This window comes from Bradyrhizobium sp. ISRA442 (assembly GCF_038085055.1).
Lineage (GTDB): Bacteria > Pseudomonadota > Alphaproteobacteria > Rhizobiales > Xanthobacteraceae > Bradyrhizobium.
This window is the reverse complement of the sequence record NZ_JALGCN010000012.1, coordinates 23283-36684: the sequence shown is the minus strand read 5'-3', so window position 1 is coordinate 36684 and position 13402 is coordinate 23283. Positions and strand designations below refer to the sequence as shown.

11 protein-coding genes are annotated in these 13402 nt (G+C 59.8%); 4 read left to right on the top strand and 7 right to left on the bottom strand.

Annotation, left to right across the window (positions count from 1 at the left end; translation table 11 throughout):
- Window positions 1–4: 4 nt before the first annotated feature.
- The 5 genes from MTR72_RS24245 to pdxR form a co-directional block, all read right to left on the bottom strand.
- Window positions 5–1483 carry a metal ABC transporter permease gene (locus tag MTR72_RS24245; RefSeq protein WP_341511244.1) on the bottom strand — a complete coding sequence of 493 codons (1479 nt, stop codon included), beginning with the start codon at window positions 1481–1483 and terminating at the stop codon, window positions 5–7.
- Window positions 1484–1514: 31 nt separating this feature from the next.
- Window positions 1515–2402: a metal ABC transporter substrate-binding protein gene (locus MTR72_RS24240; RefSeq protein ID WP_341511243.1), complete on the bottom strand. Its 888-nt coding sequence runs from the start codon at window positions 2400–2402 to the stop codon at window positions 1515–1517.
- A gap of 58 nt (window positions 2403–2460) precedes the next feature.
- On the bottom strand, window positions 2461–3753 hold the full coding sequence (locus MTR72_RS24235) for an acetamidase/formamidase family protein (protein WP_341511242.1): 1293 nt from the start codon (window positions 3751–3753) through the stop codon (window positions 2461–2463).
- A gap of 203 nt (window positions 3754–3956) precedes the next feature.
- On the bottom strand, window positions 3957–4391 hold the full coding sequence (locus MTR72_RS24230; protein WP_129145536.1) for a cupin domain-containing protein: 435 nt from the start codon (window positions 4389–4391) through the stop codon (window positions 3957–3959).
- Between the two features lie 279 nt (window positions 4392–4670).
- Entirely contained in the window at window positions 4671–6161 is a 1491-nt protein-coding gene (gene pdxR / locus MTR72_RS24225; RefSeq protein ID WP_445819634.1) for a MocR-like pyridoxine biosynthesis transcription factor PdxR, read from the bottom strand.
- Between the two features lie 794 nt (window positions 6162–6955).
- On the opposite strand from pdxR, the gene MTR72_RS24220 reads away from it, so the two are divergent.
- Complete coding sequence (locus MTR72_RS24220) at window positions 6956–7129, top strand: hypothetical protein (RefSeq protein ID WP_341511240.1); 174 nt, start codon at window positions 6956–6958, stop codon at window positions 7127–7129.
- Window positions 7130–7824: 695 nt separating this feature from the next.
- Here the strand turns inward: MTR72_RS24220 and MTR72_RS24215 are convergent.
- Window positions 7825–8199 (bottom strand): 2Fe-2S iron-sulfur cluster-binding protein, encoded by a 375-nt coding sequence (locus MTR72_RS24215; protein WP_341511239.1) that lies wholly within the window; start codon window positions 8197–8199, stop codon window positions 7825–7827.
- A gap of 63 nt (window positions 8200–8262) precedes the next feature.
- Complete coding sequence (locus tag MTR72_RS24210) at window positions 8263–9579, bottom strand: amidohydrolase (RefSeq protein ID WP_341511238.1); 1317 nt, start codon at window positions 9577–9579, stop codon at window positions 8263–8265.
- A gap of 118 nt (window positions 9580–9697) precedes the next feature.
- Here MTR72_RS24210 and MTR72_RS24205 point away from each other — a divergent pair, with 118 nt between their 5' ends.
- The 3 genes from MTR72_RS24205 to MTR72_RS24195 all read left to right on the top strand — a co-directional run bounded on the left by MTR72_RS24205 (window position 9698) and on the right by MTR72_RS24195 (window position 13271).
- The gene (locus tag MTR72_RS24205; protein ID WP_341511237.1) at window positions 9698–9820 is read left to right on the top strand and encodes a hypothetical protein; all 123 of its coding nucleotides are present in this window, start codon (window positions 9698–9700) and stop codon (window positions 9818–9820) included.
- 739 nt (window positions 9821–10559) lie between these two features.
- Entirely contained in the window at window positions 10560–11126 is a 567-nt protein-coding gene (locus tag MTR72_RS24200) for a hypothetical protein (RefSeq protein WP_341511236.1), read from the top strand.
- Between the two features lie 558 nt (window positions 11127–11684).
- Window positions 11685–13271, top strand: coding sequence for a DUF3987 domain-containing protein (locus tag MTR72_RS24195; protein ID WP_341511235.1), 1587 nt, complete (start codon window positions 11685–11687; stop codon window positions 13269–13271).
- Window positions 13272–13402: the final 131 nt, after the last annotated feature.

Genomic DNA, 13402 nt, shown 5'->3' with positions numbered 1-13402 from the left:
GATCCTACGAATCAGGATAGCCGTACGTCGTTTTCTGACAACGACCCGTCAGAGCCTTAGGGCCGGCAGACACAGTGCCGCAGTTGATGCTGCGACGGACCATGGCGTCTCCTGCCGACTCCGTCTTCTCTCCTCGTAGACGCCGAACAAAATCAGCAATGTGCAGGAAAGCTCGCAGGAACCTCAGGCACGCGGTCCGCGAACGAGCAGGATCGGCACGCCATTTGTCGGGCAGCAGGGCCAGGAGTCCGAGAATGCTAGTTAGCAGCAGAGGGAGCCCGACGTACCAGCGCTCGCGCTCGCGAGCACGGCCGGACAGCGACTTGACCACAAAATCATCGCCACGCGCCATCTCGTTGAAGGTCTGCTGGAAGGAGCCGATGCGGCGCACCTCCGTCTCGGAAAGGCCGACCCCGCGCCATCGGGACTGCCGCTCCAAGGTGGTCAGCTGACTTTCCTGCGAGCGCCGGTAGCCCGCGTCTTTTAGCGCTTCAACGTAGACCGCTCGCTCCTGTACCGCCAGGAATGTCGCTGGACCGATGCCGGTAGCGGACTGTAGCAAATCAAACATCGGCTGATCAGCACGCGGCATGACCATGAGCCAAATAGCGGATAGCAACACAGTCATGAGAGTCATTGCAGAAGCCGCGCGAAGGAAAATGCAAATGCAGATCCGCCGGCCGCCTGCGGGGGCGAATATCAGTCCACGCAGCACGGCCCCGATGACGAGCATCAGCGTGAAAGCAAGGGCCATTGCAGCGCCCGTCGGCAGCTCGAATTCAAATGACGCGGCCAGACCGACGGCGCTAGCCGCAACGCCTCCAAGCCAACCGATTCCAAGCGCGTAGGCGATGCGGCGCGTGAACAACGACCCAGTGATTGCGGGGATGATCAAGAAGCAGAAGACTAGAAGCACTCCTGCAGTCGCTACCGAGCTCGTGACGACTACGCTGAAGGACGAATAGAACACGAAATCCCAAAGCAGCGAGCGACCCGTCTTGCTATGTACCGCCTCGCTAGCGGCCAAGAGCGGTCGACGGGCCAGCCAATGAATCGCCCCGATGAACGCATAAAGGACCGCGAACTTAGGCAGGTCGCTTGCAGAGATGGCAAGGATGCTACCGACGAGTATTTGTTTCACATGCTCCGCTCCCTGCGGTGAGCGGTCGATGACAACGATGGTCGTTGCGGTAGCCACAACGTAGATGATGCCGATATATGCTTCGGGTTGAAGCTCTTTGGGCATGACCCGGGAGGCCGTGAGCAGTGCGGCGCCGATGGCGGCGAACAGAAAGGTGTAGGCGATTCCCGCGGCACTCGTCGGAGCGTGTCCGGCCGCAAATGCGACGGTAGCTCCAAGCGCTGACATCTGCGCCAGGGCAAGATCGGCGAACACGATGCCGCGCCTTAAGACATGCAGACCGAAGTTGGCATGTATGGCTACGAACAATGCGCTAGCTGCGAAAGGCGCTGCAAGTAGCATGATAAGATCATGAGACATCGCCGCGGCTGGATCACTGGCTGGCGGTCGCAAGCGTGCGCGCGAGGGCACCAACGTTAAAGTCCATGAGACTTAGGTAGTCTCTTGCCTCCGGAACACTGCCTACTGTTGGCGCGAGCACGACAAGAGGTGCGCCGGTGCGTGCCGACAACATTTCGGAGAAGTTCTTCGGCTCATATGCCTCTTGCAGGATGGCGCGCACGCCATTTTGCCGCATTTCTGCAATTAACGAGGAGAGATGCGCGACGCTCGGCGCGACTCCTTCCTTCGTCTCAATGAAGCCGACAAGGTTCAAATGAAAGCGGCGCGCGAAATAGGGCCAACTGTTATGATAGGCGACCAGGGCCGCGCCGCGGTAGGGCGCCAGCCGCTGCATCCAGGCCACAATGCGCTCGTGCAGTGTCGCGAGAAATCGATTCCGGTTGGCCACGATGGTGTCACGAGCAGGGGGCATGAGCCGAATGATTCCCTCTGCTATGGTCGCCGTCACGGTCTCCGCATTGGCCGGATCAAGCCAGTAGTGCGGATTGCCTAGACCGTGCGCATGACCATCCTCAGTGACGGGGGTTCGGCCTCTCGCTTCCAGCAGCGGGACCCCGACCGACGCATCCACCGAGCGCCCGCCCCCCGCTTGGAATTCCGGGCGACGCAATTGAATTATCAACTTGTCAATCCATCGATCATAGCCCAAGCCGACACGAACAATGAGATCGGCATCGCTTAGCGTCGAGAGATCACTAACCCGAGGTTCGAACGCCTCCGGATCGGTCCCCGGCGGCACAATGGTCTTGACCTCAACGACGTCACCACCGACTGCGGAAGCGAGGCTTGCAACATCGCTCGTTGTAGCCGCCACGACTATCCGTGTGGAGGCAAAAGCTGCATGCATCGATGCGGTCATAACGCAGAGCGCCACAATTGCGATTAGTCCTGCTCGGCTCGCCATAAGAGCGCGCTCGCTAGTGCTTCGCCCACAGGCTTTTTGGCATCAGACAGTGCACTTCGCGGTCGGAACCTTCAGGAGAACCAAGCCGACAGTCCATGGCTATGCTCGCGAGCGAATAGGCGTCAAGTGGTGTTAGATGCTTCTCGGTTGCCAGCTTGTCGACCATGGCCATTGAAGCCGTATCCATCGCCTTGTTCAAATCAGTATCTTTGGCATACGTGACAAGGTAGTCCGGGTTGTCGTCGCGGGGCAGCTGTGGCGCTGGTACGTTCGTTGCCTTGGGAATCATGCAGTATGTCCCTTTGAGAACATTGATAACTTCGGAAATGCGACAGTCCCAATTTACTAACATGAGCTTTCGCGCAACCTCGGACGACACTTTGCTCTGTTCAGCGATAAGTTCGGTCGTTTGCTCCTGCAGCAAATTGAACGCGACGTTGAGATCCCGGTCGTATCCAATAGCGATCCAATGCGTGGGCGTCTCAATCCGAGGCCAAGTCAGTTTGACATCTTTGAGCACCGAAATCGTGAGATCGATCTCCTTGAACGCGGTCTCGATGGCTGTCAGATTGATCTCCCCGTTTCCCTGCCCCGCGTGAGAATCCCCCGACCAAAGCAACGCTCCATCGACGAATACCGGGAGGTAGAGCGTCGTACCTGACACCATCTCGTTGATATCGAGATTCCCACCAAAGGGGCCCGGAGGCACAGTGCTGTAGGGACCGGGTGACGCACGAGCAACGGCGATGATGCCGGGAAATGGCCGCAACGGAACGAAGATGCCGGGCGCGAATTCCAGTTGCTGCTTGGCGAGATCCAAATAGAAATATTTTACCTGACCTTGAGAAAATCGGCTGGGAAACGCGCCTCCAAAGCCTGGATAATTGAAATTCAAGGCGTATGACGTCGGCACTATTCGACCGATATCGACCTTCAGGGTATCGCCGGGTTTGGCGCCTTCGACAAAAATCGGCCCGGTAATTGAGTGAGGGCCTCGGCCCGGCGATTCCGCCTGCTCCGATTTCGCACGCTGCGTCATTTGCTCGATCGAAAGGTCCAGCATGACTTGTTGATGCCCGTGGATCAACGTCTCCATTGCTACCGTGTCGCCCGATCGGATGCGGAGCACTGGACGCTGGGCATTGTCGTACCATCCAAATTGAGTCGTATCAGCTGTCCCGGGAAGCCTTATCGCTGCACCGCCGGTTGAACTCGCCGGGGACGCTGTAGCAACGCCGGGCGGTGCAATCGCCTCGGCGCTCTGTGCGCCAGCACCAGACGACGCGAGTCCTACAACAATCAGCATTGGTGCCGCGGACGCCCTCAGCCTGGACGCAAGAGTGCCATAAGTCATCGCTTTCCCCCTATGTAGCTCTGCTTATCTTTTTGAGCTCTCGGCCGTTGGCGATACGCCGCACCGCGGAGAATAACGAACGCGTTCCTTGCAAAAGCTGCTGGAACCTCTGGTCCTGCGGTCGAAAGCAATTCGAAAGACCTGAACCGCATTTGCTATTTGTCGAATGTTGTTAGCTCGGCGCCGTCATTCGCCACGAAAACAACCAACATGCTCGCTGGCTCGGTCTTGCTTGCGTTCTCGCTAATCACGTGGTGTTCGCCTGGAGGCTCGAACACGCTTTCGCCGGCGTGGTAGATCTTCGCGTCTTCCCCTTCGACTTGCGACCGGATTTCACCGGAGAGTACGTAGGCGAAGACATCCGCGTCGTGGTGATGCGCCTTGGAAGCGCCGCCGGGAGGGTAATTGACAACGACGGCGGTCAGAACCTTGTTTTTGATGTCTGGCAGCTTTTCGGTGCGCACCTGCGTGACCGAGCGGCCCCGAGCTGGCGTGTTCGCGTTTTGCGACAACGCGGCTGTTGCCGCGAGAACGATTACGGTCGTAAGACCGGCAAGGTGAATCTTCTTAGGAAGAGAAAATGATAACATCGTCGGCTTTCTCTCAAACTGGGTGTAGGGCCGAGCGACCGCGCGCCAGGCGCAGATCGTTGCGGCTTGACCGGTAGGTTCGCTTCTCAGCACGATGCACGGAGTTTTGCGAGAACCTCATGGACGTCTGAGGTTTAGTTCTGCCTGCAACGCAGGCCATGGCCAAGAATGACCAAAAGAACCAGACCAAGTGCTCACTGGTTCGCTTGATACACGACGGCGCAGACCGACAATGGTTCCAGCGAACTATGATCGCCTCGGCGGTCGGGCCTGGCCAACTTATGTCGGATGAGACGCAATAGGCGCTGCTATGCGATTGGAGGGGGACGCATGGCCGTGAGGCGGCCTCCGCACGCCCGACGTGAAAAGGGCGCGTTTCAATCGTTGGGTCGCTTCTTGGGCTATGTCGGCGGGGACATTTGTGAACCCCAACAGCAAGCCCGGACCAGTCCTGGTGCGTAAACCCATTGGGGATAGCGCGTTTATCGCCAATCCCAGCGCTCGGGCCCGATCGGCTAAAGCAACGTCATCAGTATCTGCAGGCAGATGCAACACCAGGTGAGTGCTTCCCGTTTCCGCTACGTGAATCGAATCGCCTAGGACGTTTTTCAACGCTTCGACGAGGGCAAGCTTCCGCTCGCTATACAATCTTCGCATCCGCGCCAGATGGCGGCCCAGGTGGCCCTGAGTGATGAAATCCGAGACGACCATCTGATCAAGTAGCGACTGCTGCGTAGGCCACAGTGCTGATGCACTCTCGAACTCGCCGATCAGCGATATCGGCGCGACCAGGTAGCCCAACCGCAGCCCGGGAAATAGAAGGTTGCTAAACGAACCGACATGCAGCGCCCGCTCGGCTCGATCGTGATGCTTGAGCACGGAGCGATCCGAATGACTGAAGTCGCCGTCATAGTCGTCGTTGACAATCCAGGCCTTCGCTGTGGTGGCCCAAGAGACCAACTGTGACCATCGATCGGCCGACAGTGCGATTCCTAGCGGAAACTGGGCTGCAGGCGTGACAAGAGCGAGGCGAGCTGCCGGAGCAAGTGCGATCCCGGCCGAAACATCAATCCCATCGCCGTCAACAGGAACCGGGACGAGATCGACGCCGGCTAGTTCTAATGCATGACGCGCCGGCGGAAATCCCGGGTCTTCGACCCACATCTTATCGCCGGCCCCAAGCAAAGTCCGCCCGATCAATGTCAAGGCGCCCAGGAATCCCGCGGTAATAAACACCTGGGTTTCGCTGCATGAGATGCCGCGAGAGATCGTCAAGCGATTCGCTATTGCCTGCCGCAAGGGCGGATAGCCGCTTGCACCCTGGTAGACCATCTTGGAAAACGAGAGAGATCGCGCATGACTCGCCGCCAGTCGTGACCACAGCTTGCGTGGAAATGCATCTAGTGCCGGCAGGCCCATCTGGAAAAGGCGCGGGGCTTGAGCAGCTTCCGAGGCTAGCCCGGGCAGCAACGGGCGCGGCAACTGAGGCGACTGCCGTGGAGTTTGGCCGACAGGACAGGATCCAACCCGCGTTCCTGCGGCGCCTCGGCGGATCACGAGCCCTTCGCTGGCCAGTATCCCGTAGGCAAGTTCGACGGTGGCGCGAGAAATGAAGAGCTGAGACGCCAAGCTACGTGAGGATGGGAGTTGCGTTCCCGGTGGCAGAGACCCCGACGCAATAGCTTGTTTAATCCGGTCACAGAGTTGTTTGTGAAGGGGCTTATTTTTTTGAGGATCTACCCGAAGGCTGGCGAACCTCGGCTCCAGCATGCGACTGCCCATGGACTGCTCGCTTTGAGTTTCTTTTGGTCCGTGTAAACACGGGAATAGCCTGATATATGCATCATAATGCAAGATTATTAGGTGGCATGCAATATTATGCAATAGCCCCTCATGGCCGGTGCTAAGCGAAATCCCGTTAAAGATTTCAAGTACGGACCAATCCCTCCCCAAGTCCCGATATCCGGCATCGACCAGCGTTACCTACTGGTCGCAAGAGCGAGCTTTCCGATCCCATCTTCCGGTCCTATCCGGCCGCAAAAAATTCAGGGCCGGCTCATCGCGGAATTGCGCGAGCTGACGGGAGTCGCGATTCCTGGCGGACGCGTGGTTCGGGTTGGTGCGATCGCTTCGAGGTCGAGGAGCAATCCTTCCGGTTGCCTGATGATGAGATTCTGACGGTCTTGAAGCTTCCAGACGAGGCAGCGGCGTAAGGGTTCGCGGGCTGTAGGCGCCGTCGTACATCGGTCAGTCGGATAGAGCATGGGCGACACAAGGGAAGTCAGGATCTAACTCGACGATTCGTTCACCGGGTCCGTGTGCGACTACGGCGTGGGCTTCGTCAATTTTCGCAAACGGGAGGTCACCGAGCCAGCGGGCACTGGCACGTTCATCAAGCTCGGAAGCATCTACGGCATCCTCACGGCCGGCCATGTGCTCAATGCACGCGAACCGCAGAGCACTGTGGGACTTGTGCGCCTCCCGAGTGTCCAACGGCCCCATCTAGAACCGCCGGCTGAACCTGCAGCTCACCGAGCGCATCGTGCTTTGGCAATACGGACCTGGTGGAGGCGAAGATCTCTCTCGGGCCGAGGATTCCGAAGAGCCACGGCGGCGTCAGCGGCGGCGCGCTGTGGGAGCTGCACGTCAAACTGGATACCGGTCTCAAGCCGGTCATGCCCGTCAACAAGCGGCTTCGCGGCGTTGCATTCGTCAGTCGGCAGACCGAGCGAAGGTGACCTCGAACGACACGGCCTGGATCGACGCGATGATTGAACTGACCAGGCAGGAGTGGCCGGAACAGGCCGGGCAATAGTCGCCGCGCTGGGCCCAGCCACGACCAAGAGCAGCTAAGGTCGGCGGAATCGCCTGCCTGAACAGTTTCCCTTGGCCTGGCACCACTATCCCGGATTCGACAGCAAAATGCTTTGTAGCCCTCGTTTTCTCCGACGAGGAAGTTCCGGCTTAAGACCGCAGCGGCGGGAGTGCGCGGCGCTGCGGTCAATAGAGCGACTCGGTGCCGGAACGCATGATTGCGACATCCGCATTGCTGTGCAGTTCGGCGGCCGGTGGGCGCGGATCGGCGGCAATTGGCGCATCATCGCCCTACGCCGGCGCGGATCCCGGCTTGAACGCTTCTGGGATCGACGGTCCTCCAGATCCGAGCATTGCTCGCAGGCCGGTCTTCGGATCGATGCGGGACCATCGCCGAGAGAGCGGACATCGAAACGACTGTGCCGCTGCGCCAAACAGGAGAGTGGAAGCCACAAACGGGCTTCTATAGCCGCCACGATCCGATGGACCACAGCTCATTGTCACGGCACCCCACAGATGCGGCTCGCGGCCCATACCGCCCGCAGGAAGAAACTTCCCTGCGGACCGATGAACGTCATTCGGGCGCCGGTCCGAGCATCCCTGGCGAGCCAGCCGCTCATCAGACCGCCCGGCACGTTGCGGATGAGGAAGCAGCTTCGGTGGCCCCGACCTTCGAACTCAAGGAGTAGGAGCGGTGCTCGCTCGTCCCCAGCACCGTGAGATTCACGTACTTCAGGATGATCGTGCTGTCCGAAACGAGTTCGACCGAACTCCCCTCGCCACCGTGCTCGGCGGGTTTGACCTTGCAGGCTCCGGACGGCACCGGAACGGCGATGACGCAATCCGACGCGGCCACCATCTGACAGGTCAGCACCATTCCTTCTTCGGCTTCCGCTTTGCTCAGCGCGTCCTCGAGATACTCGTCGCCGAGATTGTATTCGCCCTGCTCGCAGCGGCATTTGCACGTGCTGCAGACACCATCCGAGCAGTCCATTGGCTCTCCGACGAGGCCAACCTCCACCGCCTCTACGCGGCGATGATCGATCTCCTGGTCTAACTACTTCTTCTGCAGGACATCCAGCAGCATGAGACTCATGGCCGTCGTCCCAGTGCGGATCGAGGGCTCCGGCACCGGCGCGAATTCCGGCGAGAGATTGATTGGCACGGGCGTGTGCGTCTCGGCCGCCTTGGCGAGAAACTGCGGATCGAGGCCGCCGAGCGAGATATAGAACGAGGGCACGCCCGCCACCACGAACTCGGAATAATCCTCGCTCGCCGAGTGGGGCTCGGGCAAGAGTCGCGCCTTGTCGCCGAACGCAGTCTTCAGGACCGCGCCTTCGCGCGCGCTGAGAGCGGCATCGTTGACCACGGCCTTGCCGCCTGCCGAGAGCTTGATGTCGGGCTCGGGGGCGCCGGCCATCATGGCGACCCCCTTGGCCGTGCGCTCGACGCCCGTGAGCATCTTGGCGCGGGTATCGTTGTCCCATGAGCGGATCGTGCCGCGCAGCAGCGCGGTGTCGGGGATCACGTTGCCGGCATTGCCTGCCTGCACCGCGCCGATCGTGACGACTCCGAACTTCGAAGCATCCTTCTCGCGGCTGATCACGCTCTGCACATCGACGATGAAATGCGCGGCCATCATCACCGGATCGATTGTCACGTGCGGGCGCGAGCCGTGACCACCCGTGCCCTTGAAGACGATCGTCAACCCATCTGACGTCGAATTGATGACGCCGGGCTTGTAGGAGACCGTGCCGAACGGACCGGAGTTTACATGCAAGGCGAAGCCCATGTCCGGCTTGCCGAAGCGCGTGAACAGGCCGTCGGCCAGCATGGCCTTGGCGCCGCCATCGCCTTCTGCCGCTGGTTGGCCCACGAACATCAGCGTACCGCTCCACTGGTCCTTCATGTCGACCATGGTCTTGGCGACCGCGGCCCACACCGCCATGTGGATGTCGTGACCGCATGAATGCGCCACCGGCGATTCGGCGCCCTTGTACATTTGCGTGGCCGTGCTGGCGTACGGCAGACCCGTCTTCTCGAGCATCGGCAGCGCGTCGAGCTCGGTGCGCAGCATGACCAACGGGCCGGGACCGTTCTTCAGTATCGCCACGATGCCGGTCTTGCCCACATGCTCCGTGACGTCGAAGCCCAGCTTGCGCATCTCGCCCGCCAACAAGGCGGCCGTGTGCGTTTCCTGGAAGCCCAGCTCGGGATGGCTGTGGATGTCCTTATAGAGGGCCTCGATGTGCGCGTACTGAGAGTCGAGCCCGCGATCGATCGCGGCGCGCGTGACGGCGACGTCAGCGGCGTTCGCAGCGCTGGCGCTTGCCAGAAGTGCTAGGACCAGCAGATGGGTCATCGATCTCGTCATGTCTGTAGCCTCCCTTTGTATAGCCGCCATGCCATTCAAGTGTCTTTCCTGGTCTGATGGGACGGGGCTTGCCGGGACCAGAGCCTCGCCAGCTTAGGAGCCCGCGGCGAGACGACCCATGACCAAGGTTAGCATATTCAACCAGACCAAGATCGGCGCTCGCAGCACCGCGGCGGCTACAGGCGAAGCACTTGCCGCAGTCGCAGCGCGGCAGCTGGTGCGTCTTCCGGAAGAATGTTGATGTAGCCAAGCAACAGCCCGGGACCGGTCTTCACGCCAATCGACCACGAAGAGCCCCTTCGCGAAGCACTGGCGAGCCTCGTCGAGACCGGCAACGACGCAAATATTCCAGCGTCCCGTTAATGCACAGGTGTGCCACTTCACGGAGATCAACGTAGGTCAACGTTTACATCTGCTGACTATTATTGATTTCTGGCAGCTCGCTCTACGTTCTGTCGTTACCACTTGGACAGCGAGGGCGAAGTTGAAAGACACCGACCCTGTGTGAAGGCAATTTTGACATTCTGGCATTTTGCCGAGTTTAGACCCCGCGCTTCTTCAACGAATCGAGTGTATGGTCGGAGTCCTTCTAACAGCGAGCGGCTCCGGCAATAGAAATCCGGTTGAACCGTTCAACCATTCGATTCTCCATTGAAGCACGAGCTCGATGTCTTCTGAACGGAGTTCAGACACACGTGATCGGCAACTTCAGTCGAATGGCTGGCCGCGGGAAAACAGGTTGGCCAAGACCAGTCCGGATTAGCACTCATTATCCGGGGTTTGGTATTTTAGCGTTGAGGGAAGATCGCCGCCTGGCAATGAAAATTGGCAGATGCGGAAATTGCTTGAACAGATCTTCCTGTCGGACCGCTTATCTCGGGGTGTTGCCCGGTACGGTCGGGTGTCAGCCAGGTAGTTGTGGGGTTGTCGCGCGAATGCGCGTGACCCTCACCAGGGACCGCACAGTTGCGGAAAGCACGATGACAGCCCTTCACTCTGCTGCCACCATCCACGATCCCATTTGCCGACTTATCGACCGAGGTTTCTTCTTCGCGACCGAAATCGCAAATTTAAGTTCGGACGCCAATCTCAACATCTCTCAGTGCGCTAACTTAGCCGCGAAGGTCGAACGGTACTTGCCAGGCCCGATTCACGTATTCGCGGACCGACTGACGCGGAATCCGGCCTGCGGCCGGACCAACCCCGGTCTTTTTGCTTTTGCGCCGATGAGCGTGTTCGAGGCGAAACACTGCAGCGCAGGTGCCTCCCAGCTACGATTTGCAATCGGGCCCTCGCTGTCGCGCTACGGCTTTCATGAGGTCTTCGAAATCATTCTGCAAATCCAAGTTAAGAACAGCCGTACCGCCGGCGCAGGTAACTTCGTGTTGCAGATTGATCAGGTGGAATATTGGATCAGGATGAAGGAAAACGAGATCAGCATCGCCGCTGACAATCGCTCAGCGTGTCGTGACCAGAAGGGGGTTGAGGCTAGCCGCTTATGGCTGAAAGCAAAACTTGAGCCGCTCGCGTTGAAGGCGGCGGACTAACCGCGAATGGAAGTCGATCTGATGCGCGCGGCATCTGCTGTTAAGGGCCGCCGGGTCCAAGATGGCATCTCTTGAGCATCATGCGCAGCCTGACTGCGATTTGGGAAAACTCCGTGGATGTCAAACGACCCGTAGAGCTGCCGTTTTGGCTCTGATCGAACGTTGGCATTTTGTCATTTTGGCAGCTCCGTCATCCAATCCAGCTTCGACTAAGAGGCGCCCCCTGGGCTTGAGCATGAATCCGGACACGAGACGGATGCCTTGAAGAAGTATGCGCTCGCCAAAATGCCAATATGCCAGAATGACCCGGGGCTGAGACCAAAACCGGTTTCGTGGCTCCGCACTAACGCCTTTTGGCATTTTGGCATTTTGGCAAGCGAGGTGCTCCCCCGATGATGAAAGAAGGCGAACACTAAATTTTCTCGACCAATCTTCCTGCCTGAGCCCTTATCTCGGGGGGCTGCCCGGTAAGGTCGGTTTTCCGCCGGGTAGCTGTGAGGTTCGTCGCGCGAATGGCGCGTGACCTCACCAGGGACCGCAGAACTGCGGAAAAACCGTATGGCCAAACAAGCTAAGTCCAAGCAACAGCCGGAACTTGACCAGGCTAACGTGCACGAACTAGGGGCAGACGCCCCCATCATGATTGGTTCGGCGGAGGCATCGGGTCCGGAGCGTCCCGATGCCTCCAACACCGACGAGTGGCCGATCTTCGATCCCTCGTTTTTGTTGCCGTCGACGTCGCCGGCTCCGCGCTTTCCGGTTAAGGCATTGCCGGAGAACCTCCGTTCGTTGGTGGTGGAGTTCGCCGAGGCTCGCTTGCTCAGCGTCGATTATCTCGCTGGTGCCATCTTGACCGCCTGCTCGGGCGCGATCGGCAACCGCGCTCGCCTCCTGAATTTCGATGGCGAAACCGACCCCTTGGCGGTCTTCACCGGCCTTATCGGAGCGCCGTCGGTCGGCAAATCTTTGGCAATCGCCGTGGTGGAGCGGCCGCTTCTGGCGATCGATCAGGAGATGCAGAAGGCGCACGGGTTGATGCTGAAGGGGGCCGAGCACAGCTTCCTTGAGAAGTTTGACCGAAAGCTGCGTGAGAGCGTCGCGCGGCGTTTGTTGCTCGAGGGCATTCCGCTGGAGAACGAGACGTCCGATGGGGATGGCGTCGTCGCGGCGCCCGGCATCATTCTTTCCGAGTTCAGCGGCGCAGGCTTGCTGGATGAGCTTCGTACCGGGATCGATGGACGCATGTTGCTCTCACATGAGCTCAGTGGTGCGCTGGCGTTCGGAGCATCGAATCAGGGACTCCGCTCGCGTGGGCTGATTTTGGAGGGATACGATGGCAAACCGCACGTCGTTCGCACCAAGAGCGAAGGCAAAGTTTTCATTCCGGCGCTTCAGGTCTCTATCTTGGGTGCGACGCAGCCGAGCCGCCTTCGTTCACTGCTGGGGGACGCTCACGACGGGCTGGCTGCGCGCACGTGGTGGATCTATCCGGACGTCGAGCCGCGCGTCCAGTTGCCGCGCGCACCGGGGCCTGTCGAACGGTTGTCGGTGCTATTGACCCAGCTCGTCGCGATCGAGCCAGCCTGCAGCCGGGAAAGCTACTCCGCACTCGTGCCGTTGGCCGCGGAGGCTCGCGAGCCGTTGGAAGCGGCGGAGCGGCGTTGGCTACAGTTGCGGGCCTTGACGGATGGCCTCTATCGCGGCTTTGTCGGTCGCGCGTCACAGCACGCAACGCGGTTGGCGGCAATCCTTGCAATCGCCGAGCATATGGCTGTGAATGGCGAGGGATTGCCGCAGTCAGTGGACGCGGACAGCATCGAAGCGGCGGTTGACATCGTCGAAAGCTACCTTCTGCCGATGGCTGAGCGGGTGCTCAGCGAAGCGAGCGCACCGAAAGACGGCGACGCGGCACTTCTCGCACGCTTTCTTGCGCGCGGTGGCAAATCCGCGATCAACGTTCGGGCAGACGTTCTGCGGGCTGCCGGCTCGCCCGTGCGGGAGGCTGAGGCCGCCGCGGAAGCATTGGAAGAACTTCGCCGGCGCAACGTCATCCGTCCGGTAAAACGCGACCCCGCGCAGCTGGGGCGTCCGTCTCAGATGTTCGAGGTGCATCCCGCTCTGCTGGCGGGCCAGTGGAAAGCATAGGCTCCGCATTGCCAAGTCTGACGCTCGTTGAAGTGGCAGGAATGTAGAAAACGAAGCGCGTCCTCCGGGGCGCGCTTTTCATTTCGACGTGCGCCACGTTACTGCTTCCCTCAACTGCTTGCGACGCGCAG